This window comes from Polaribacter sp. 2305UL8-11 (genome assembly GCF_058147165.1).
On the sequence record NZ_JBYVJW010000014.1, the window covers coordinates 40327 to 65035 of the forward strand.

Annotated in this window: 19 protein-coding genes; 9 read left to right on the forward strand and 10 right to left on the reverse strand. The window is 30.1% G+C overall.

Annotated elements, in window-relative coordinates; all coding sequences use genetic code 11:
- Positions 1-146: 146 nt before the first annotated feature.
- The 3 genes from gatB/aspS to ACY2RW_RS13000 all read right to left on the reverse strand — a co-directional run bounded on the left by gatB/aspS (position 147) and on the right by ACY2RW_RS13000 (position 5221).
- Positions 147-3488 (reverse strand): bifunctional amidotransferase subunit GatB/aspartate--tRNA ligase AspS, encoded by a 3342-nt coding sequence (gene gatB/aspS, locus ACY2RW_RS12990; RefSeq protein WP_490123160.1) that lies wholly within the window; start codon positions 3486-3488, stop codon positions 147-149.
- Complete coding sequence (locus tag ACY2RW_RS12995) at positions 3488-4885, reverse strand: amidase family protein (RefSeq protein WP_490123161.1); 1398 nt, start codon at positions 4883-4885, stop codon at positions 3488-3490. The genes gatB/aspS and ACY2RW_RS12995 overlap by 1 nt, the downstream gene beginning before the upstream one ends.
- Before the next feature lie 66 nt (positions 4886-4951).
- Positions 4952-5221 carry an Asp-tRNA(Asn)/Glu-tRNA(Gln) amidotransferase subunit GatC gene (locus tag ACY2RW_RS13000; RefSeq protein WP_490123162.1) on the reverse strand — a complete coding sequence of 90 codons (270 nt, stop codon included), beginning with the start codon at positions 5219-5221 and terminating at the stop codon, positions 4952-4954.
- Between the two features lie 458 nt (positions 5222-5679).
- Here ACY2RW_RS13000 and ACY2RW_RS13005 point away from each other — a divergent pair, with 458 nt between their 5' ends.
- Positions 5680-6303: a hypothetical protein gene (locus ACY2RW_RS13005; protein ID WP_490123163.1), complete on the forward strand. Its 624-nt coding sequence runs from the start codon at positions 5680-5682 to the stop codon at positions 6301-6303.
- Between the two features lie 4 nt (positions 6304-6307).
- Positions 6308-6919 (forward strand): CDP-alcohol phosphatidyltransferase family protein, encoded by a 612-nt coding sequence (locus ACY2RW_RS13010; protein WP_490123164.1) that lies wholly within the window; start codon positions 6308-6310, stop codon positions 6917-6919.
- A gap of 10 nt (positions 6920-6929) precedes the next feature.
- On the opposite strand, the gene ACY2RW_RS13015 is transcribed toward ACY2RW_RS13010, so the two are convergent.
- The gene (locus ACY2RW_RS13015; protein ID WP_490123165.1) at positions 6930-8186 is read right to left on the reverse strand and encodes a porin; all 1257 of its coding nucleotides are present in this window, start codon (positions 8184-8186) and stop codon (positions 6930-6932) included.
- Between the two features lie 375 nt (positions 8187-8561).
- On the opposite strand from ACY2RW_RS13015, the gene gyrB reads away from it, so the two are divergent.
- From gyrB to mdh, 3 genes are all read left to right on the forward strand, one after another.
- The gene (gene gyrB / locus ACY2RW_RS13020; RefSeq protein WP_490123166.1) at positions 8562-10499 is read left to right on the forward strand and encodes a DNA topoisomerase (ATP-hydrolyzing) subunit B; all 1938 of its coding nucleotides are present in this window, start codon (positions 8562-8564) and stop codon (positions 10497-10499) included.
- A 102-nt stretch (positions 10500-10601) separates the two neighbouring features.
- A complete protein-coding gene (locus ACY2RW_RS13025; protein WP_490123167.1) occupies positions 10602-11627 on the forward strand; it encodes a DUF6588 family protein in 1026 nt (341 codons plus the stop codon).
- A gap of 135 nt (positions 11628-11762) precedes the next feature.
- Entirely contained in the window at positions 11763-12689 is a 927-nt protein-coding gene (gene mdh / locus ACY2RW_RS13030; protein ID WP_490123168.1) for a malate dehydrogenase, read from the forward strand.
- A gap of 251 nt (positions 12690-12940) precedes the next feature.
- On the opposite strand, the gene ACY2RW_RS13035 is transcribed toward mdh, so the two are convergent.
- Positions 12941-14617 carry a formate--tetrahydrofolate ligase gene (locus tag ACY2RW_RS13035; RefSeq protein WP_490123169.1) on the reverse strand — a complete coding sequence of 559 codons (1677 nt, stop codon included), beginning with the start codon at positions 14615-14617 and terminating at the stop codon, positions 12941-12943.
- 186 nt (positions 14618-14803) lie between these two features.
- Here ACY2RW_RS13035 and ACY2RW_RS13040 point away from each other — a divergent pair, with 186 nt between their 5' ends.
- The 4 genes from ACY2RW_RS13040 (at position 14804) to obgE (ending at position 20819) form a co-directional block, all read left to right on the forward strand.
- The gene (locus tag ACY2RW_RS13040; protein ID WP_490123170.1) at positions 14804-15403 is read left to right on the forward strand and encodes a hypothetical protein; all 600 of its coding nucleotides are present in this window, start codon (positions 14804-14806) and stop codon (positions 15401-15403) included.
- A gap of 156 nt (positions 15404-15559) precedes the next feature.
- On the forward strand, positions 15560-18538 hold the full coding sequence (secDF, locus tag ACY2RW_RS13045; RefSeq protein ID WP_490123171.1) for a protein translocase subunit SecDF: 2979 nt from the start codon (positions 15560-15562) through the stop codon (positions 18536-18538).
- A gap of 85 nt (positions 18539-18623) precedes the next feature.
- Positions 18624-19742, forward strand: a complete 1119-nt coding sequence (locus tag ACY2RW_RS13050; RefSeq protein WP_490123172.1) for an adenylate kinase — start codon at positions 18624-18626, stop codon at positions 19740-19742.
- Between the two features lie 87 nt (positions 19743-19829).
- Complete coding sequence (gene obgE / locus ACY2RW_RS13055) at positions 19830-20819, forward strand: GTPase ObgE (protein ID WP_490123173.1); 990 nt, start codon at positions 19830-19832, stop codon at positions 20817-20819.
- A gap of 118 nt (positions 20820-20937) precedes the next feature.
- Here obgE and ACY2RW_RS13060 read toward each other — a convergent pair whose 3' ends face one another.
- The 5 genes from ACY2RW_RS13060 to ACY2RW_RS13080 are packed head-to-tail and all read right to left on the reverse strand — an operon-like array spanning position 20938 to position 24681.
- Positions 20938-21414, reverse strand: coding sequence for a hypothetical protein (locus ACY2RW_RS13060; protein ID WP_490123174.1), 477 nt, complete (start codon positions 21412-21414; stop codon positions 20938-20940).
- 56 nt (positions 21415-21470) lie between these two features.
- On the reverse strand, positions 21471-21944 hold the full coding sequence (locus ACY2RW_RS13065; protein ID WP_490123175.1) for an energy transducer TonB: 474 nt from the start codon (positions 21942-21944) through the stop codon (positions 21471-21473).
- A 55-nt stretch (positions 21945-21999) separates the two neighbouring features.
- A complete protein-coding gene (locus tag ACY2RW_RS13070) occupies positions 22000-22746 on the reverse strand; it encodes a tetratricopeptide repeat protein (protein WP_490123176.1) in 747 nt (248 codons plus the stop codon).
- Positions 22747-22781: 35 nt separating this feature from the next.
- Positions 22782-23249, reverse strand: a complete 468-nt coding sequence (locus tag ACY2RW_RS13075) for a tetratricopeptide repeat protein (protein WP_490123177.1) — start codon at positions 23247-23249, stop codon at positions 22782-22784.
- Between the two features lie 16 nt (positions 23250-23265).
- Positions 23266-24681, reverse strand: coding sequence for a M56 family metallopeptidase (locus ACY2RW_RS13080; protein WP_490123178.1), 1416 nt, complete (start codon positions 24679-24681; stop codon positions 23266-23268).
- Between the last annotated feature and the right edge of the window lie 28 nt (positions 24682-24709).

Consider the following 24709-nt stretch of genomic DNA (forward strand, 5'->3'; position numbering starts at 1 on the left):
ATAGCGAATTACTGGTTTTTAACACGCCATTTAAATGTCACCTATCTGTCACTTATAGTGTTTATAAGGATACTGGCTAATATAAAACAAAAAATCTCGCAATTGCGAGATTTTTTGTTTTTAAGAAATAAATGAATTTTTCTAAATTATCTCATAATTTTCACATTCATCTCTTCTACCTTTTTATCAGATAAAATTGATGGTGCATGGAATAATAAATCTTCTGATGTACCTGTTTTTGGAAAAGCCATAACTTCTCTTATAGAAGCTTTCTTTTCCAAGATCATCATTAACCTGTCTACTCCCCAAGCAATTCCTCCATGAGGTGGTGCACCATATTGAAACGCTTTGTACATTGTTCCCACACTTTTCATCATCTCTTCTTTATTGTAACCCATATTTTTATAGGTTGCTTCTAAAATTTCTGCTTTGTGTGCTCTGACTGATCCTCCACCAATTTCGTAACCATTTAAAATTAAATCGTATTGTTGTGCGATTATTGTTCCGATTTCATCATCATTTCCTGTCATGTGTTTTTCTAAATCATAGATGGCTGGCATAGAAAACGGATTGTGCGTAAATGTCCATCTTCCTTCCTCTGTTTTTTCGAACATTGGGAAATCTACTACCCAAGCTGGTCTTAACTCTTTTGGATTTATCAACTTTAAAATGCGTCCCATTTCTTGACGAACAGCATCTAAAGCCTTATTAGCAGTAGCATAATCTGATGCTGAGAAAAATACAATATCCCCAACTTGAGCACTAGTTGCTTTGATGATGTTAGCAGCAATTTCTTCACCTAAAAACTTAATAATTGGCGATTGTAAATCGTTTTCATTTACAATGATATACGCCAAACCTCCTAAACCATTTTGTTGAGCAATGGCTGTCAAATTTTCTATCTGACCTTTAGACATACGCTTGTTTCCTTGCTCTTTTGCTGAAACCTTGATACACTTTACGATTCCACCTTCTTCAATAGGCTTGCTAAAAACTTGAAAAGTAGTTTCTTTAACAATATCAGTAATATCTTGCATTTGCAATCCGTAACGTAAATCTGGCCTATCACAACCATATTTATCCATGGCTTCTTTATAAGTTATGACTTCAAAAGGATGTAAAATCCATTTTTTACCATAAATTTTACGCACAAGTTCATTAAACATTTTGGTGTTTAAATCTATAATCTGTTGCATACTTGCGTAAGCCATTTCTATATCTAATTGGGTAAATTCTGGTTGACGATCTCCTCTGGAATCTTCATCTCTAAAACAACGTGCAATTTGGAAATACTTCTCAAATCCGCCCACCATTAACATTTGCTTAAATTGTTGAGGTGCTTGTGGTAAGGTATAAAAAGAACCTGCTTGTTTTCTTGTTGGCACAATAAATTCTCTTGCGCCTTCGTCTGTACCAGCCGTTAAAATTGGCGTTTCTATTTCTAAAAACTCTTCTTCATCTAAAATGTCACGCAATAACTTAATTACTTTATGACGATTTACGATTGCCTTACGAACTTCATCATTTCTGTGGTCTAAAAACTTGTATTGAAAACGTGTTGTTTCGTTTGTTTTCATTGCTCTTTTTATCTCAAAAGGCAATGTTTTAGAAAGGTTTAAAATTTCTAAAGCAGAAGTTTCTAACTCTATTTTACCAGTTCTTAAACCTGCATTGTAATCGTCTTCTTTACGTTGTACTACAATACCTTTTACAGTAATTACAGTTTCTGGTTTTAGTTTTACCAATTCATCTAAATTCGGGAATGTTTCTCTACTTAAACGTACTTGAAAAACCTCATTATTAGAGCCTCTTAAATCGATAAAAATCAACTCTCCATGATCTCTTACACTTGCAACCCAACCTGATAATGTTACTCCATTATTAATAGAACTTTCTGATAATTGAGAAATTTTATGTGTTCTGTATTCTTCTTTTATAATGATTGGAATTTCTGGTAATTCTTCCTCTTGGTTTTTGGTTGATAGTTTTTGGTTTTTGGATGTTGATTTCAAATTATTATTTTCATCAACTTTAGAAACTGTTAAACCATCAACTTTAGAAACTTGACCTAAAATTTCCTCGCGAATTACTTTTCCTGAGGCTCCTTTTCCAATAATGGCAATAACTTTACCAACTAAGATTCCTGCTTTACCTTGGTTTCCTGATTTGATATCATTTGCAATGGCTTCGTTTTCAGAAATCACCTTAACTACAGCTTCTTTAATTTGATTTTCAGAAATCGTATTTTCATCAAAATACTTTTTGTAATCGAAAGTTCTGTCTTTTAAATATCTTGTAATTCCATTTTGAACTAAAACTGACGTAATTTTATCATCTTTAAAAAGTTGAAAAATCTCCGTTAATTGTGAGACGTTATGAATGTTAGCATATTCATCTGCACCAATATTATTCACCAATGTTTTTGCAACAAAAGAAGGGTCTTTTATAACGTTATTAATTTCTACAAACGTTTTAGAACGCACAGCATCTGCTGTAAAAAACTTTGCGTCTTGGGGTAAAACTCCTCCTTTTATCAAAATAGATTCTACAGCAAATGGTAAAGAACTGATATCTACATCAATCGACTCTACTACGTTTTTAATATTTACAAAAGGTAAATCTGGTTCAGAAATAAATCTGTAATCCGCTTCAAATTCCTTTTTACGCATTGTTTTGGTTTGCTTTAAATCTGCATCCCATAAAACCGTAGTTTGGTCTGGTCTAAACTCCTTATTTTCTATATAATAATTAAGTTGTTTTTCAATTTCTTCCTTCAAAGCTTCTACCATAAACTTAAATGAGTTTAAGTTTTTGATTTCAGTTCTTGGATTTAAATTATACGTATGTTTTTTTCGAAGTGATACAGAAACATCACTTTTAAACTCTCCTTTTTCAAGGTTTGCTTCCGATATTTTTAAATTCTGAACAATTCTTTGAATATATTGTGCATACGTTGATGCATCTTCTATATGTCTGATACAAGGTTCTGTTACAATTTCTATCAGCGGAACTCCAGCTTTGTTAAAATCGACCAAAGAAACTTTTTTTTCATGCATCAATTTAGCAGCATCTTCTTCTATATGAACCTGCGTTAAATTCACTGTAAACTGAGAACCATCATTTCTAAAACAAGAAACTTGTCCATCAGGAATTACAGGGTTGTGAAACTGTGTAATTTGAATATTTTTTGGATTATCAGGATATTCATAATGTTTTCTGTCCCAAGAAATCACCTCGTTTTCAAAAGTAGATTTTACTGCTTTCCCAAAATAAATGGCTTTTTTAATAGCTTCTTTATTTATAGAAGGTAAAACGCCCATTTGCCCTGTACAAACTGAACATATATTTTGGTTTGGCTGCTCTATTTCTTGATTGGCACAAGAACAAAATAATTTTGTTTTTGTATTTAATCGAACATGAGTTTCTAATCCAATGACTAACTCTAAATCGTACTTTTTAAGCTGTTCGTTTAATTGTTCTAGTTCCATTATATCATATCTTTTAAGAAGTTAGCAAACTTCAAAACAAGTTCGTCATGAGTTTTTGCAGCCGTAATTTGCAAACCTGTAGTTGTTCCTTTAGGTATTGTTAACGTTGGTAATTGCCCTAAACTAAAACCAACTGTATAAGCATCTGACAAATACATTGCTAAAGGATCTTTTAAACTATCGCCAATTTTTGGTGGTGTATTTGGTGTTACTGGCGATAAAATAATATCAACCTCATTAAAATCTTTCTCAAAATTAGCAGCAATTTGGTCTCTTAAGTTTAATCCTTTTAAATAAATTTCATCAGAAAAACCTTGAGATAACACTTGGTTTCCTCCTACAATTCTACGTTTTGTTTCTTCAGAAAAATTTTGGGAACGTGTAATAGAATAGGTGTCTTTTAGATTATCGCCCTCAATTCTATTTCCGTAATTTGTACCATCTAATCTTGATAAATTAGAGGCAGTTTCTGCCATTGCTAAGGTATAATAGGTAGAAACTAAGGTATCCGATTCAAAAAAATCTAATGCTGTTACTTGAATTCCTTTCGCTTTGATTTTTTCTAAGGATGCTAAAAAATCTGATTTTACTTGCGCATCAATCGCATCGTTTTCTATAAAGTTTTTAAAATAACCAACCGTTTTTATGTCATCAGTATTTAAAATTGCTTCTGAAGAAATTGTTTCAGATTGATAAGTAGTTTGGTCTTTTACATCTTTTCCACTCATCACATTTAAAACAATTCTGATGTCTTCGATTGATTTTGCAATGGGACCAACACAATCTGTAGATGATGCATACGCCATTAATCCAAAACGTGAAATTCTACCATAAGTAGGTTTTAATCCATAGACATTATTGTAGCCTGCAGGTTGTCTGATGGAGCCTCCTGTATCTCCACCAATAGAAAAAACGGTGTAGTCTTTTGCCACATTTACAGCAGAACCTCCACTTGAACCTCCACCAACCAATTCTGGATTAATGGCATTTTTAACCGCTCCAAAAATGGTGTTTTCTGATGATGAGCCATGCCCAAAACTATCGCAGTTTTCTTTTACCAAAGGAATTGCACCTGCATCTAACAATTTTTGAATTGCTGTTGCTGTGTAAGAAGATTTGTAGTTTTTTAGCAATTCTGAACTCGCTGTTGTGTACGTTCCTTGTACCATATACACATCTTTAATTCCGAAAGGGATTCCTTCTAACAAACCTATTTGTTCTCCATTTGCAATTTTAGCATCTACTTTTGCAGCTAATCCTAAAGCTAACGTTTCTAAAAGTGAATTGACAGTATTGTGTGTATTTTCTTTTAATAAATCTAATTTTTCTTGCACCAAATCTGTACAAGAAATCTCTTTATTTATTAATTGAGTATGTATTTTTTTAATCTGACTCATATAGTTTATTTTTTAGCCTTGTTGTTATCTACTAACAACCAAAAACTAATAACTAAAAATTATTTTTTATTCTTCTATCACTTTAGAAACTACTAAAAAACCGTTCTTTTCCTTTGGAAAATTTTCTATGATGATTTCTTTTTCTGCAGATGAACTATCAATTACAACATCCTCTCTTAAATCATTTAAAGACACAGCATTATTCTGATTATTATTAAAAGAATTATTATTTGTTGTGTTGGCTTTTTTAATTACCTCAAATAATTTGTTCACAGTTTCGGATTCCTGTGCTCCTTTAATACTCGACAAAACGTCGACTGTCATTATTTTACTCATATTATCTTTTTTTAAAAGATCCTTAAACATACTGAAATAAATTCAGCATAAAACTCCAGGACAAGAAAAAGCCTTCCAAATTGGAAGGCTTTATTTATATATTTTTAAACAACAACCTTCCTATCCTAAAAATTAGGATTATTGAAATTACGATTGTTATTATTGTTTATCATTTATGCTGAATTTATTTCAGTATCTATTATTTGCAAGCAAATATATATAGAAAAAGTCTTATAGATTCTTCTTTTTTAAGATTTTATAACCTCTTTACAATATTTTTAAAATATGGGTATTTATTTGCTGATATCATAAAAAATTGCCCAATTAAAAGCAAAACATGTATTATTAATGAGTCCAGAATTCTTTAAATGTGTCCAGAATTCTTCAAAATTGGAAAATTCTGGACTCCTATTTTTTGAAAACAGGATAGTTTTGAGAAAAATATAAATCAACCTGTAATGAAACATCTTTTAATTGCACTTTTATTTCTTCTTAGCTTTAATTGTATTTCTCAAAATAAAGGTGCTTGGTATTTTTTTGGGGAAAGTGGCTTTAATGAAGTAAATGGAAAAACTAACATCCATTTTGGAGCTGGCACAGAATACTTTTTGTCAAATACCAGTAGTTTAACTTTTAGACTAAAATACTTTAAAACTGGAATTGATTATTTTAAAAAAGGTAATCCCTGTAACTCATTCTTTTGTTTATTTAGTTCAAGTTCTAAAAGGTTTTTATATGAAGCAAGTGTTTTAAAATTACCAATAAATTATAAGTGGGAAAAAGCGATGTTCTCCTCAAGATTAAAATTTCTTTTTTTAACAGGGCTTGCCATAAACTTTAGTTTAACAGAAAATTATATTGAGATAAAAGATATTACACCTGACTATAACACAACAAACATAAACTTTAATTTAGGGATTGGTTTTATTTATAAAATCAACCCAAAATTTGACCTATTTACGATTGCAGAAATATATTCTGGCAACCCAAAAAGTAAAAAAAAGATAGGATTCCCAATAGGGTCGAAACTTCGCACAGAAGAAGCTTTAATCAATTTTGGAATTCGATATAAATTAAACTAATATTATGAAAACTATTAAATTAAACACACCTCAAAAACTAATTCTATTTCGTTTTTTATTAGCTCCAATAATTTTAGCTTTGGCTTATTTTGTTGGAGAAACATCAAAACCAATTATTTTAACTTTAATGTATTTAGGATTAATTTCTGACATTTTAGACGGAATAATTGCACGAAAGCAAAAAATAGCATCCGAAAAACTCAGGCGTTTAGATAGTCAGACAGATATGATATTTTGGTTATCACTTGGTATTGCAACTTGGATTTTATATCCCAATTTAATTAGAGAAAATTCAATTGCAATTTGGTCTATTTTAATTATGGAAATAGCTTGTTATGTAATTAGTTTTCTAAAATTTAAAAAAGAAACTTGTACACACGCGTTCTTATCAAAAATGTGGGGACTTAGCTTATTAATTGCTTTTACATCTTTGATTGGATTTAATTATGCTGGTTTACCATTTTATTTGGCTATTATTTTAGGTTTAATTTCACATATTGATGTAATTCTAATTGTTTTAATTCTGCCTAAATGGACACACGATATTCCGAGTGCATACCACGCTTATCTTATTAGAAAGAATAAAACCTTTCAGAAAAATATCTTTCTAAATTGATAAATTACGTCTATTTCAAAGAAATTTGATATTGTAAAATTGCCATTCCTTTATATCCTTTTTGTTGGATTGTAGTTGCATCAAAAATAGGACGATGTTGATACCCAAAACTAAATTTTGTATTGTGTTTCCCATTCAGTAAAAAGTTTACGGTAAAATCATACACTGTCATTTGATCGTTTAAAGCTTCCCAATTAGAACTTTGAATGGCAATATTGGGCTGAATAACAAAAGGTTGCCCCATTATTTCAGACTCTTTAAACGCATACCCAAATTGCATATACCAAGTAGTTCCACTACCAATCATTGGAAATGCAACTCCAGCTCCGTTAAAATCTGATCCTCCTCCAGTTGTAGGGTTATTTGCTCCTACATTTCTTATATAATCTTTTCCAAAATCGTAGTCATAATATCCTAAATATGCAGTTATAGCTGCATCATTTTGCAAAGGTAAATTTAAAAAAGAATCCACTGCCCAGTGTTTCATATCGTAAAATGTTGTTGATGCTAATTTTGCATCACCATCACTCAATGCTTTGTCTTGAAACTGAAAACCTGCTCCAATATTAAATACTTTTTTTGCTTGCGCATACGTTCCTGTTTGATAGGCAGATTTGTTAGATTCATGTTCAAAAAATTGATATTTTACATATCCAGACGTTTTAACTCTTGGTTTGTGATTTGCAAAATTCACCTCTCCATTAGGTATTGTTGTAATAATAAAGGGTCTGTTAAATGCCAGTCTATAATCTAACTTTCCATATTGTCCTTTTACCCAAACTCCAAACAAACGTCCTAAATCGTCATTTTTTTCAACAGAATTTAAAGTAAATAATGGCGAATCTAATCCCATCATTGTTTTTGCAGAACGAATATTCCATCTGTTTAAACCTTGCCAACCAGATTTACCTATACCAACTTCAAAAGCTTTATGGAAAGTATATTCTACATATAAATCTAAAACTTCTAATTGAAAGGTTTTATTTTTAAAATTATAGTTATTGCCACCAAATATTGAATACACAAATATTTTTGGTGTTATTTGAGACGAAACAGGTATTCTTAAACGTCTTATAGAAATATCCATAAAACTAGTTGTTAGCTCATCATCTATTAAAGAACCTGCATTCAAATCTGAATAACGCAACCAAATTTGTGAGGTCATATTCCATTTAACAACAGGTTTAAATTCTTTTTTTTCTTGTCCTTTTGATATGGTTGAAGAAAATACGACTATCATCAACAACCATTTTTTTACTTGTTTCATTTTTTATTTTATTCTGAAATATAAGACAAAATTAGAGGTAACTTTTTTTTCAAAATGTGATAATCATCATATATAAATAACTATTTTTAAATTCAAAAAAAGTCTAAATTAGAGCTAAATCGATGTAGTTTTTATTTTTAAAAAATGAAAAACAATAGAATTAAAGAACTTTCCTTAAGTTATTAAAATAAAACTTTAAAAAAATAGACGAAATTAGTTTTAAGATGCTTTTTAGCTATTTTAAGACACTTTTATAATTATTAACAATTTCAATTTTTATCAACAAAAAACGAATAAAACATACGTTTTTGTTTATATTTGATAGGTTATAAAATTAATAATCATCATTAAAAAAAATAGAAATTTAAATATATAATGAGCGAAGAAAACAAAAATAATTATGATGCTTCCAGTATTCAAGCATTAGAAGGAATGGAGCATGTTAGAATGCGTCCATCTATGTATATTGGAGATGTAGGAATACGTGGGTTGCACCATTTGGTATATGAAGTTGTAGATAACTCTATTGATGAAGCAATGGGTGGTTATTGTGATACAATTGACGTTACAATAAACGAAGACAATTCTATTACAACCAAAGATAATGGACGTGGAATTCCTGTTGGAATCCACAAAAAAGAGGGGGTTTCTGCATTACAAGTTGTAATGACAAAAATTGGTGCTGGTGGTAAATTTGATAAAGACTCTTATAAAGTTTCTGGAGGTTTACATGGTGTAGGTGTAAGTTGTGTAAACGCACTTTCTGACCATTTAACAGCAACCGTTCATAAAGAAGGTAAGATATGGCAACAAGAGTACTCTAAAGGAAAAACATTATACCCTGTAAAAACCATTGGAGAAACAGATTTTACAGGTACTATTGTTACCTTTTTACCAGACAAAACAATCTTTACTCAGTCTACAGAATATAATTATGAAACGTTAGCAACAAGAATGCGTGAATTGGCTTATTTAAATAAAGGCATCACCATTACTTTAACTGACAAAAGAAACACAGATGATGAAGGAAACTTTATTTCAGAAACGTTTCATTCTGATGAAGGTTTACCAGAATTTATTAAATACTTAGATTCTACTCGAGAGCAATTAACAGCGCAAGTAATTTCTATGGAAGGTGAGAAAAATGGCATTCCTGTAGAAGTTGCAATGGTGTATAACACTTCTTATTCAGAGAATTTACATTCTTACGTAAACAACATCAACACACACGAAGGAGGAACCCATTTATCTGGTTTTAGACGTGGATTAACACATACCTTAAAAAAATACGCTGACGAATCTGGATTGTTAAAAAATGTAAAATTCGAAATTGCTGGTGATGATTTTAGAGAAGGTTTAACAGCAATCGTTTCTGTAAAAGTAGCAGAACCTCAGTTTGAAGGGCAAACCAAAACGAAACTGGGTAACAGAGAAGTTTCTTCTGCTGTTTCTCAAGCAGTTTCAGAAATGTTAACAGACTATTTAGAAGAAAATCCAAACGACGCTAAAACAATTGTACAAAAAGTAATTTTAGCAGCAACTGCAAGACATGCAGCACGTAAAGCCAGAGAAATGGTACAACGTAAAACGGTTATGTCTATTGGTGGTTTACCTGGTAAATTATCTGACTGTTCTGAAACAGACCCAGCACAATGTGAAATTTTCTTAGTTGAGGGAGATTCTGCAGGTGGAACAGCAAAACAAGGTAGAGACAGAAACTTTCAAGCTATTCTTCCACTTCGTGGAAAAATTTTGAACGTTGAGAAAGCAATGCAACATAAAGTTTTTGAAAACGAAGAAATCAAAAATATGTTTACAGCTTTAGGAGTTTCTATTGGTACAGAAGAAGACCCAAGAGCTTTAAACTTATCTAAGGTTCGTTATCATAAAGTAGTTATTATGTGTGATGCAGATGTAGATGGTTCTCACATTGCAACATTAATCCTTACTTTCTTCTTTAGATATATGAGAGAAATGGTTGAGCAAGGTTATATTTATATTGCTACACCTCCTTTATATTTAGTTAAAAAAGGACAAAAAAGAGAATATGCTTGGGATGACAATCAACGTGATTTAATTGCTCAAAAAATGGGTGGCTCTGTAAACATACAAAGATATAAAGGTCTTGGAGAAATGAATGCAGAACAATTATGGGACACTACCATGAACCCTGAGTTTAGAACCTTACGTAAAGTGGTTATTGATAATGCTACAGAAGCAGACAGAGTATTTTCTATGCTAATGGGAGATGAAGTGCCACCAAGAAGAGATTTTATTGAGAGAAATGCAAAGTATGCAAATATTGATGCATAGTATAGGTATTTTCACCCATTTTATACACACTTCGTAAATGAAGTGTGTATTTTTTTATATATTAGCTTCAACTAAACAAATTTTAACCAAACTTACTTACAAATGAAAAAGTGCATTTTATTATTTTTAGGCGTTTTCGCCTTATCGTTTAATACCAAAGCCCAAGATGGCTTTGAAGCTATTCTTTTAGCAGATAAAGCTGATTCTCAAAAGCTTTTACAAGCTTATTTTGCTCCAGGAATGGAAGCTTTTATTAATAGTATGAATAACGGTTGGTATCATACAGCTAAAGTTCACAAGCCTTTTGGTTTTGATATTTCTATAGGAGCAAGTGGTTCTATTATACCTTCTGAAAAAGAGCTTTTTAACATTTCTGCATTAGGGCTTACATCTGTTAGTTCTACATCTACAACTGCTGCAACTTTTGGTGGAGATAGTAAAAACACAACACCAATGACAGTTACAACAACAATTAGCGGTCAACAAGTTACTGCAAATTTTGATGCTCCTGGAGGTGCTGATTTACCAGGTAATTTTGTACCTGCTCCAATAGCTCAAATAAATTTAGGTTTACCTGGAAAATTTGAAGCAATGTTAAGATTAGTTCCTAAAATTAATATTGGAGACAATGATGGCTCAGTTAATATGTTAGGTATTGGTCTTAAAAAAGAAATCACAAGTTGGTTTGGACCAATGGAAAAAATACCTTTACACGTTTCATTATTAGCTGCGTATACAACTATGGATGTAGATTATGGGATTGGAGATGTAAATTCTGGAAACTTAGAAATTAAAAATGGTTTATCTAAATTTAATTTAAAAGCCTTTACTGTGCAAGCAATCGGTTCTTTAAACTTTCCTATTATTAATATTTACGGAGGATTAGGGTACAACAATGGTAGCTCTTCTTATGAAATGAGTGGTACATTTACTGGTATTTATAAAGATCCTTTAGGAAATGATGTTAGACAAACTCTTTCAATACCATCAAATATTGATTTTGAATCAAGTGGTTTTAGATCTACAGTTGGTGCTAGACTTAGCTTAGGGTTTTTTAAAATATTTGCTTCTTACACATTACAAGAGTACAATGCTGTAGCTGCAGGTATAGCACTTAGCATCAGATAATAAATTACAAAATATCATATATAAAAGACTTCTATTTTAGAGGTCTTTTTTTTATGATATATATCACATTAAAATATTTTTTATATTGTATTTTTGTTGAAGAATTTTATCAAACATAATTTAAAATAAAAAGATATGAAAGTTACAGTAGTTGGTGCAGGTGCAGTAGGCGCAAGTTGTGCAGAGTATATTGCAATTAAAGATTTTGCTTCTGAGGTTGTTTTATTAGACATTAAAGAAGGCTATGCAGAAGGAAAAGCAATGGACTTAATGCAAACAGCTTCTTTAAATGGTTTTGACACTAAAATTACAGGAAGTACAAGCGATTATACAAAAACAGCAAATTCTGATATTTGTGTAATTACTTCTGGTATACCAAGAAAACCTGGTATGACTCGTGAAGAATTAATTGGGATTAATGCAGGAATTGTAAAAACTGTATCTTCAAGTTTAATTGAGCATTCTCCTAACACCATCATTATTGTTGTTTCTAATCCTATGGATACTATGACTTATTTAGTGCATAAAACTACAGGATTACCAAAAAATAGAATTATTGGAATGGGTGGAGCTTTAGATTCTGCACGTTTTAAATATAGATTAGCAGAGGCTTTAGGTGCACCAATCTCTGATGTTGATGGAATGGTAATTGGTGGTCACTCAGATAAAGGAATGGTTCCTTTAACTCGTTTAGCAACAAGAAATTCTGTACCTGTTTCTGAATTTATTTCAGAAGAAAGATTAGAGCAAGTTTTACAAGACACAAAAGTTGGTGGAGCAACATTAACTGGTCTTTTAGGCACTTCTGCTTGGTACGCTCCTGGAGCAGCAGTAAGTGGTTTGGTACAAGCTATTGCTTGCGATCAAAAGAAAATTTATCCTTGTTCTACTTTATTAGAAGGAGAATATGGTTTAAATGATTTATGCATTGGAGTTCCTGTTGTTTTAGGTAAAAACGGAATTGAAAGTATTGTAGAAATTAATTTAAATGATGCTGAGAAAGCGCATTTACAAGAATCTGCAGAAGGTGTTTCTAAAACAAACGGATTGTTAGAGCTTTAGACTTTAGATAACATTAAAAGAGGCTGTCTGAAAAGTTAATTTACCTGTCATTTTGAGCCTTTCGTCTTCGCTCAAGACAAGCTTTGTCGAAAAAACTATGTAATTGATTTTGAGTAAATAAGATTTCTCCATTACAGTCGAAATGACAAATTTTAATACTTTTCAGACAGCCTCTTTTTTATGTTTAAAACTTCCTACTTTTTTAAGCTTCCTTCTTTTAACTTTCTACTTGCTCCTTCCTATTTCCAACACTAACTCAACCCAGAAATAACACCATCGTTATCAATCGTCATATTTTCTGATGCAGGAATAGATGGTAATCCTGGCATACGCATCATTTTACCTAAAATAGGAATTACAAATTGTGCTCCTGCTGCAATTTCAATTTCTCTTACAGTAACTGTAAAACCTTCAGGTCTTCCTATCAAAGCAGCATTATCTGAAAAAGATTTTTGAGTTTTTGCCATACAAACCGCAAATTCATTAAAACCTAATCTATCAATTCTTCTTAAATTTAATTGTGCTTGTTTACTATATTCAACATTAACTGCACCATAAATTTCTTTGGCAATGGTTTCAATTTTTTCTGTTATTGGAGATTTCCAATCGTATAAAGGTTTGTATTGTGTTGCTTTATTTTCAACAACATCTACAACTGCTTTTGCTAAGTTTCTAGTACCTTCTCCACCTTTTGCCCAACCTTCAGATAAAACAGCTTGTACTCCTAAACTTGCACATTTTTCAATTACAAAATCAACTTCTTCTTTCGAGTCAGAAATAAATGAATTGATAGCAACAACAGGTTCAATATTATATTTTCTAATATTTTCTATATGCTTTTCAAGATTTTTAAATCCTTCTGATACTTTATCTAAATCTGGAATGTTGTATTCATCTGTACTGGCTCCTCCATGATGACGTAAAGCTCTAATTGTAGCTACTAAAACAACACATTTAGGATTTAATTTTGCAAATTGAGATTTAATATTCAAGAATTTCTCTGCGCCTAAATCTGCACCAAAACCTGCCTCTGTTACTACATAATTTGACAAAGACAATCCCATTTTAGTGGCAATAATGGTATTGGTACCTTGTGCAATATTTGCAAATGGACCTCCGTGAATTATTGCAGGATTCTCTTCTAAAGTCTGTACTAAATTTGGCTTAATAGCATCTTTTAATAAAATAGCCATCGCATTTTCTGCTTTTAAATCACGAGCAAAAATGGTTTTTTTATCAAAAGTAAATCCAATAAAGATATTTCCTAATCGCTCTTTTAGGTTTTCTAAATCTGAAGCCATACACAAAATTGCCATAACTTCAGAGGCAGGGGTTATATCAAAACTATCTTGTCTTGGTATTCCGTTTGCAGTACCACCTAAACCAATAGTAATATCTCGCAAAGCCCTATCATTCATATCAATCACACGTTTCCAAAGAATGGTTCTTGGATCAATATTTAAATTGTTAGTTTTATTTTGAATATTATTATCAATTAAAGCAGACAACAAATTATTTGCTTTTTCTACTGCATTAAAATCACCAGTAAAATGCAAATTAATATCTTCCATAGGTACAACTTGCGAATATCCACCTCCTGCAGCACCTCCTTTAATTCCAAAAACAGGCCCTAAAGATGGCTCTCTCAAAACCACAGTTGCTTGTTTTCCAATTTTATTTAACCCTTCTGTTAACCCAATAGAAACTGTTGTTTTTCCTTCTCCTGCAGGAGTTGGAGTTAAAGCAGTAACCAAAACCAAGTTGTTTTCATCAACTTTTTTATCATCAATTAATGACAATGGTAGTTTTGCTTTGTACTTTCCATACATTTCTAAATCATCTTCATCTACATTAATTTTTTTAGCTATTTCTTTAATATGTTGAAGCGTTTTTGCTTGCGCAATTTGAATATCTGATAGATGTGCCATATTTATATTTTGTGTATTTTATTTTATCAATTTTAGCGATTAAATATAATCATTTTTAAGAATCTATAATGTTTTTATCCTATTTCATGCAAAAATTACAGATTACATAATAAAATTAGTAATTTATTAATTTAAATAATACAGATTTTCAGAAACAAAAAGCACTATTTTGTATATATTTGGTGCATGAATGCAAAATGGTACATCTGTACTCTATTTATACTGTTTACACTGTTTGGAGCTTTTCAAAATCAGGTTTCTATACCTAATCAAGAAATAGTTCTGGAGTTTGTAGATACTAAAATCAATCAAAAAAGTATAGAAAACACCATTTCTGATGTAAAAGAAAAACTGTTACAAATTGGTGTTACAAATATTGCAATTCAAAAAACAAAAAATGGCACTTTAAAAATCTCTTATTACAGTTCTGTAAATATTAATGATATAAAAAAAACGCTTGCTAAAGAAAACCAATTAGTTTTAAATAAAAACACTGGCAACAAAGAGAATAATAAAGAGTACTCTAAGTATAATATTGATATTTATGAATTAACAGATACTACTGATATTTCTAACTTAGATGATCAATTTGTTTTTAAAATTGAGTATAATTTAGAGAGGTTTACCACAAATAAAACTCTAGGTTATTTTAGAACTTTAGAAGAAAATGCAGATCAACTTTTTAAAACTGCTTTTAAAGTTCGTAAAAACAATCCTTTTATTAAAAATTACACTTCTTATCAGGAGCCAGAAGTAAGAGCTGGCCCCCCAAATTATTACGTTTAATAATGTAATATCTTTACATTTTTTTTAAAAAATTCTTTAAAGTGATGATTATCATACTCATCACAAAAAACAAACCATAAAAATAATTGTCAGGTTTTGAGAGAAGCCATATATTTGCTCTTTTTTTAAAAAATTTGACTACAAAATACAAACAAAATGCAAAATAAAGGACTTATAAAGTTATTTGCTATCCTTTTTGGATTAGTAAGTTTATACCAATTATCATTTACATTTTTAGCCAACAAAGTTGAGGATGATGCTAAAGTATACGCTAAAACAAAAGGAGTTGATAGTGATGCAAGACAAAAAGCTAAATTTGAAAGATCTTATTTAGATAGTGTTGCCAACAAAGATGTGATTGATTTAGGTATTACAAAATATACTTACAATGATGTTAGAGAAAAAGAAATGAACTTAGGTCTTGACCTAAAAGGTGGTATTAATGCAATTTTACAAGTTTCTGTAAAAGAAGTTCTAAAAAACCTATCTAACGATTCTAAAAACGTTGCTTTTAACCAAGCATTAGAGGCTGCAGACGCAAGACTAAAAAATAGTAATGAAAACTATTTAAACTTATTTTTCGAAGAATTCGAAAAAATTGCTGGAGACACAAAATTAAGTGACCCTTCTATTTTTGGAACCAAAGCATTAAGCGAAAAAATTACTTTTAACGAAGCTAACGAAACTGTTAAAGAAACTTTACAAGAAGAAATTGACGGTTCTATTGGAACTGCTTTTGAAGTTTTAAGAAGTAGAATTGATAAATTTGGTGTTACCTCTCCAAACATTCAAAGAATTGGAAATTCTGGTAGAATTCAAATCGAATTACCAGGAGCAAAAGATATAGAACGTGTTACAAAATTAATTACAAGTAAGGCAGAATTACAGTTTTGGGAAGTTTATACAAATGCTGAAGTACAAGGTTTTTTCTTTAGTGCAAATGCTAAAGTAGCAGAATTGTTAAAAGATACTTCTGTTCTTGAAAAAGAAAAAGATTCTACTAAAAAAGATGATATTGATGATTTATTAGGAGAAGAAAAAGATTCTTTAGATGTTGCAAACCAAAAAAATCTTTTTTCTTATTTCTATCCAAACGTAGCACAATCTCAACAACAGATGAGTTCTTTAGTAGGACAAGCTAAAGTTTTAGACACTGCTACAGTAAATGATTTATTAAAAAGAAAAGAAGTTAAGGCTTTATTACCAAAAGAATTAAGATATGTAAAATTCTTATGGGATTATAAAACTACAAAAAGCAAAGACGGAACTGAATTAATTGGTTTATATGCAGTAAAATCAAACAGAAATGACAAACCTACTATAGAAGGGGATGTTATTTTAGATGCTGCTCAGGTTTTTGATCAATTAAACAAGCCTGAAGTTAGCATGACTATGAATAGCTCTGGAACTAAACAATGGGCAAAAATGACTACTGATAATCAGGGTAAATTTGTAGCAGTTGTTTTAGATGATTACGTATATACTGCACCTTCTGTAAACTTACCAATTACAGGTGGTAGAACATCTATTTCTGGTGGCTCTATGACTATTGAAGAAGCAGAAGATATTGCAACTGTACTTAAAGCAGGTAAATTACCAGCTGCTGCAGATATTGTACAGATAGCAGTTGTAGGTCCATCTTTAGGACAAGAAGCTATAGATGCTAGTTTCCTATCTTTTGGTTTAGCTATTCTTTTGGTTTTACTTTGGATGATTTTATACTATGGGAAAGCTGGTTTATATGCAGACATTGCCTTGATTGTAAACATCTTATTTATCTTTGGTATTTTAGCCTCTTTTAATGCTGTGTTAACTTTACCTGGTATTGCAGGTATTATCTTAACCATTGGTATGTCTGTAGATGCCAACGTAATTATCTTTGAAAGAATTAAAGAAGGGTTATTTAAAAAGAAAGGATTAAAACAATCTGTAGAAGAAGGTTTTTCTGTAAAAGGAGCACTTTCTGCTATTATTGATGCGAATATTACAACTTTATTAACAGGTATTATTTTATATGTATTTGGTACAGGACCAATTAAAGGTTTTGCTTTAACCTTAATGATTGGTATAGCAACCTCTTTATTTACAGCAGTTTTTATTACACGATTGTTAATTGATGGTGCTATTAATAGAGGTGCAAACTTAACGTTTAACACATCAATCTCTAAAGGATGGTTCCAAAACATAAATATAAAGTTCTTAAGAAAACGTAAAATTGCTTACATCATTTCTGGGGCAATTATTCTTGCTGGTATTGTTTCTATATGGCAAATTGGTTTAAAACAAGGGGTAGACTTTAAAGGTGGTCGTTCTTATGTTGTACGTTTTGACCAAGATATGAATGCAACACAAGTTGCAGGTAACTTAAAAGATGTATTTGGTTCTGCTCCAGAAGTAAAAACGTATGGTACAAATAATCAATTAAAAATTACAACCGTTTATAAGATTGAAGAAGAAGGTCAAGAAGTAGATGAACAAGTACAAAGTGCTTTATATACAGGTTTAAAACCTTATTTAGGAGATACTACTTACGAAAACTTTAAGCCTGGTTTTGAAAAAGAAGGTGCAGGTGTTATGAGTTATGACAAAGTTTCTCCTACTATTGCAGATGACATTAAAACATCTGCTCTATATGCAGTATTTGGCTCATTATTAGTTGTTTTCTTATACATTTTATTACGTTTTAGAAAAATTTCTTATTCAATTGGAGCAGTAGTTGCTGTTTTTCATGATGTATTAATTGTATTAGGTGTATTCTCTATTTTCTACAAATTTATGCCTTTTGATATGGAAATTGGACAATCTTTTATTGCAGCCATATTAACAGTAGTGGGTTATTCTTTAAATGATACTGTGGTTATTTTTGATAGAATTAGAGAGTTTGCAGGAGATTTTCCAAATAGAAAGTATAGCGAAAATGTAGATACAGCATTAAGTTCTACTTTAGGGAGAACCATAAATACTTCTTTAACTACATTATTAGTAATGTTAGCTATTTTCTTATTTGGAGGAGATTCTATTAAAGGATTTATGTTTGCCTTAATTGTGGGTGTAGCTGTAGGTACCTACTCATCATTATTTGTGGCAACACCAATTATGTTTGACACTACTAAAAAAGACGAAAAGAACGCATAGTTCTAAAAAAGTATAAGTTAGAACCGTTTTCTTAATAAGAAAACGGTTTTTTCATTCAATATATAGCTATTATATTTGCAAACTGATGAGCATTTTAAAACTTCACGATTTACACTTTAAACCTTATATAAATAAGGACGAAATTGCTGCCATTGTTAAACATTTAGCACGTTTGGTTAAAGCTGATTTACCAAAAGACGAAGTTCCTATTTTTGTAGGTATTTTAAACGGATGTTTTTTATTTGCGGCAGATTTTATTAGAGAATATCAAGGTAATTGTGAAGTTTCTTTTGTAAAATTAGCTTCTTATAATGGAACATCATCCACAGAAAATGTAAAGCAGTTAGTAGGTATAAATGAAAATTTAGCAGGAAGAACAGTAATTATTTTAGAAGATATTATTGATACTGGTAACACCCTTCAAGAAATTTATAATATCTTTAGAGACAAGAACTTAAAACAACTAAAAGTTGCGACGTTATTTTTTAAACCAGATGTGTTTAGAAAAGAACTACCAATAAATTATATCGGAAAAAGCATAGAAGATAAATTTATTGTTGGCTATGGACTAGATTACAATGGTTTAGGAAGAAATTACCCAGAAATTTATCAACTATCAACACCACCAAAAATGAAAAATATTGTATTATTTGGCCCTCCAGGAGCTGGAAAAGGAACACAAGCAGAATTTTTAAAAAAAATGTACAATTTAGTACATATTTCTACTGGAGATGTATTTCGTTTTAACATTAAAAACGCTACAGAATTAGGTTTAATAGCTAAAAAATATATGGATGAAGGAGATTTAGTACCAGATGAAGTAACCATAAATATGCTAAAAGCGGAAGTTGAAAAAAACGCAGATGCTAATGGTTTTATTTTTGATGGTTTTCCTAGAACACAATCTCAAGCAGAGGCTTTAGATAGTTTTTTAGCAGAAAAAGGAGAACAAATTAACGGAATGATTGCCTTAGAAGTTCCAGAAGATTTGTTAGTTGAGCGTTTGTTAGAACGTGGAAAAACAAGTGGAAGAACTGATGATACTGATGAAGGTAAAATTAGAAATCGATTTAACGAATACAACACAAAAACGGCTATTTTAAAAGATTATTTCGAAGCACAAAACAAATACTATGGTATTAATGGTGTTGGCTCTATTGAAGATATTACCAAAAGAATAGCAGAAGTATTTGATAAGCTATAAGAATTAATGTCATTTCGAGCGTAGACGAGAAATCTTTTAAACTAATACCTTTCGACTGCGCTCAAGATAACATTTAAAAACATTAAAATGACAGAGGGAAATTTCGTTGATTACATAAAAATATATGCTTCTTCTGGAAAAGGTGGGCAAGGATCTGTGCACTTACATAGAGAAAAGTTTATTACCAAAGGAGGTCCAGATGGTGGTGATGGAGGACGTGGAGGACACATTATTTTACGTGGTAATAAAAATATGTGGACACTTTTTCACCTAAAATTTAAACGTCATTTTAGAGCAGAAAGTGGTGGAGCAGGAAGTAAAAGTAGAAGTACTGGTTCTGATGGAAATGACATTTATATAGATGTTCCTTTAGGCACAATTATAAGAGATGCAGATACTGATGAAATCTTATTCGAAATTACCGAAGATCAAAAAGAAATTATTCTTTTACGAGGTGGAAAAGGTGGCTTAGGCAACTGGAACTTTAAATCATCTACAAATCAAACTCCAAGATACGCTCAGCCTGGGATAGATGGTTTAGAAGGCTGGTTTAGGATTGAATTAAAATTACTAGCAGATGTTGGTTTAGTTGGTTTCCCAAATGCTGGTAAATCTACTTTATTATCCGTTTTAACAGCTGCAAAACCTAAAATTGCAGATTATGCTTTTACTACCCTAAAACCAAATTTAGGTATTGTAGAACATAGAAATCATCAAACTTTTGTAATTGCAGATATTCCTGGTATTATAGAAGGTGCAGCAGAAGGAAAAGGCTTAGGACATCGTTTTTTACGTCATATAGAGCGTAATTCTGCCTTGTTATTTTTGGTTCCTGCAGATAGTGATGATATCAACAAAGAGTACGAAATCTTGTTAAACGAACTTAAAAAACACAATCCAGAATTGTTAGATAAAGACAGATTGTTAGCCATTTCTAAAACGGATATGTTAGATGATGAGTTAAAAGAAGAAATTAAAGCAGACCTACCAAAAGGTGTAGAAACTTTATTTATATCTTCTGTGGCTCAAATTGGTTTGCAAGAATTGAAAGACAAACTCTGGAAAATGCTGAATTAAGAATTAAGCAACTCAGTTGCTTTTTTAATCTCTTCTTTTTATTCAAATTGACATTTCGAGCGCAGTCGAGAAATCTAAAAATAGATTCCTCAGTGGTTTCTCTCTTAGGAATGAAAAACTATTCTTTTAACTGAATTCTTATTGGCAAACTATATTTTGTAGTTACTGGAATCCCCATTTTATGGGCAGGAAATATAGTTGGTAAATTATGAATACTTACTTTTAATAAACTATCTAATTCTGGTAATTGAGTTTTTATGTTTGCTGAAGATTTTATTGAGTCTAAAATAAATTCACCTTTAGAATTGATGGTTACATCTACATAAACAACCTCGTCTATACTATCTTTTATGGTAAGTTGATGTTTTTGCAACTCCTCTCCTATTTTTTTGTGAATGGTTTTTCTAAAACAATGTGCTTTTTTTTGTTTTTCTATGATAGAATCGCAAACCTTAAAAGAAGGAAAAGTGTCTACAGAAGAAAAATCTACTAAAGTATCTAAAACTTTATTCTGATTGTTTTTTGTGAATGAAAATTTATCACACGAAGTGAAAAAGATTACTAATATTAGAAAAGAAAAAAATCTTAAAAACATCAATATTATTTTATAGAGTAAAATTAGTGAATTAGATTTTACTTTTTCTTTCACTTCTATTTTTTTTCTTTCTGGCTTTTTTTTTCTGATTTTGACTCTTCTACAAAAAGAAAAACTGTAGTGTAGTATTTTACAGATACATGAACTCCATTTTGTTTTGCAGGTTTTAGTTTAGGAAATCTTTTTAAAACCCTAATTACTTCTAACTCTATTTTCTTGTGTGGGGCATTTACCTCTATACTATCTATTTTGCCTTTTTTGGTTATTTTAAAACTAATTTTAATAATTTTCTTACCAGCTTCTAAATTTAAACGATAAGGTAATTCTGCATTAAATCTTCTTTTAAAATGTTTTAAAAATTGTTTCTTAAAACAGTCGTTAGATTTTTTATAACTTCTTTTACACTCTCTAAAATATGGAGGCTCTTCATTAACTTGTAAAACTTCATTATTTACTATTTCCTGAGATAATACATTTATAGAAAAAAGTAGAATTAAAAAACTTAATAATTTTATATTTTTAATAAACAACACGCAAAATAGAGTTCTATTTATTGGGTGAATTTACTAAAAATTTACTTAGAAATTACCTTAAACTTTTGCCATTCATAAATAATGCTTTTTTTATTTCTGATACTCTTTTTTTAGCAAAATTGGTCATATCTTCATCTCTATTTTGAAATTTATCAAGATATTTCACATAGTGCTTATAAGCAATTTTCTTATCCTTATAATAGTCTTCAGACATTTTTGCTAGTTGAAAAAGCGCTTTGTAATTACTATAATTTTCTTTGTAGGCTTTTTCAAAATTAAAAATAGCTTCTTTTGGTTTTTTCATTTCATAAAATACAGTTGCCAAACCATAATACTCTTCATCTCTTTTTTCTTTGCCTACAATAGTTGCCATTTTATAATTTATTTCTGCCCATTTATATTTTTTTTCTTTTACAAAAATATGTCCTAAATAGGTGTAAGCTTTGTAATTTTCTCTATCTAAATTCCTAAGTTTTCTAAAATATTTTTTTGCCTTTGTTAAGCTATCCAAGTTGTAGTAGGTTCTACCAAGCATAGAAGTTGGGTATGTATCATTATTAACAATAGTATCTAAGTTGTGTAATAATGGAATAGCTTTGAAAAATTCTTTTTTTCTGTATAATTGATTTATTTTTAGCTTGTTTAAATTTACATGGTTAGGGTTTATGGCTAAACCTTTATTCACAAAAATTTGAGTAGAATCTACATCTTTTAATTTATTAAAACTAGAAGCCAAATGTACAATTGCCTTTAAGTGAGTAGAATCTTTCTTAAAAGTTTCTAAAAAACTATTTATCATTCTATTTCTATCATTTTTTAAAGCGTAAGACAAGCCTAGTTGATATACGTAATTAGCGTTTTAGGATCTTTTTTAATTAAATATTTAAAAGTCTGTAAGGATTTTTTAGCATTTCTAGAAACCAAATACAGTTTTCCTAATTGATATTTTAAAACCAGATTTAAAGAATCCTTTTTTACAATATCTTCATAAATAAGTATAGATTTTTTTATCTTTTTTAATCTTTGATACACTTTAGCTAACTTTAACTGTGCTTTGTAATCTTCTTTAAAAACAATGGCTTTTTCTAAATACTCAGCTGTTTTTTTATAATTATCTATAGACTCATAAATGATTGCTTTCTTAAAATTACGCTCAAAAGTGGGTGGTAATTTATCTAACTGTACTAAAGCTAATTTATAACGTCCTTTTTCAAACAAACTATCTATTGTAGAAAAAGTCGAAGTTTGCGCTTCGACTTTTACAATACTGAATAATAATGCAATTAAAATTTTCTTTTTCATTTAAATTTATTTTTTTTTAATCTACTACAAAAACAAAAGGTAGTGTATATTTTACTTTTACTGGCTTTCCATCATTTTTACCTATTGTCATTTTTGGCAAAGAACTAACTACTCTTTTTACTTCTTCTTTAATTATAGAATGTGGTGCTCTAACTTTAATATCTGCTACTTCACCTTTTAAATCAATATTAAAAGAAACAAAGACTTTCTTTTTCCCAGAACTCAAACCTAAATTATTGACCTTACTTTTATCAAAATTTTCACGAAAATGAGTTTCTAGCTTTTTAAAAAAACAATCTAAATCTCTTTCTTCACAACCTGGGAAAATTGGTGTTCTTTGAACTTGAATAACAGAAAACGATCCATCTGCAAGTTTTTTAGGAGGTTTTCTATTCAATTTCATTTTTGAAAAATCAAGAACATTAGCTATTACATTTCTACCATTTTTAGCTTTATATAGCTTATAAGTTATGCCATTAGAGAACATACTTTCCGTATTATTTACTCTAATTAAAAAAACATCAAACTCTTCTCGTTCTTCAAAAGATAAATCGTTATAAGTAATCTCTTTCCATTTAGGTATTTCAGATCCAATATAAAAATCTAAAAAACTTTCTTTTTCGCCTTTATATTCTTTCATTTTTTTAGTACCAAATTTGGAATATCTAGTTTGTAATTCTTTCTTAACAACAGCATTCTCTAAAACTGTTTCAGAGCAAGATGTATAGAAAAGCATACTTGCTAATACAGGAATTAAGACTAAATATTTTAATTGTTTCATTTTTTTTGATTGTGTTTTTTTCATCATCATAATTCTTTTTTTAATAAGTGAATGTTTGTAAAATTGATTTATAAAAGCAATATTTTCTACCTGAAAAAAACTAGATAACAAGCTATTTATATAGGTTTCTTGGGTTTTATTTTTAGAGGCAACTGCATCAGAAATATATTCATGTATTAATGTGATTCTTTTTTGATATAAATAAATCATTGGATTAAACCACATCACAATTTTTAAAATTTCGAAAAACAGTAAATCAAATGTGTGTTTTTGTTTACTATGCACCATTTCATGCGCAATGATGTTTTCTTTTTGACTTTTTGGAATTTCTTTTCCTAAAAAAATATAGTTAAAAAAAGAAAATGCCTTGCTTTCTTTGGGTATTAAAACCAAAGTATAATTATCTTTTCGTTCTTTTTTATAGGTTAAAATCAGTTGAATAACTTGATATAACTTAGAAATAAACAACACACTAAAAATAATAACTCCAACACCAAAAATTGCATCTATAAAATCTAAAGATTGATACCAATTGGTTTCTTGAATCACTTTTTCTGGTGATAAAATAATTTCTGGCAAATACACAATAAACTCTTGTGGAACAGCTTTTTGAAACGTCGGGATTTTAAAAAACGGAATTAAAAAAGACAAAATGGGCGTGCTTAATAAGTACCACCTG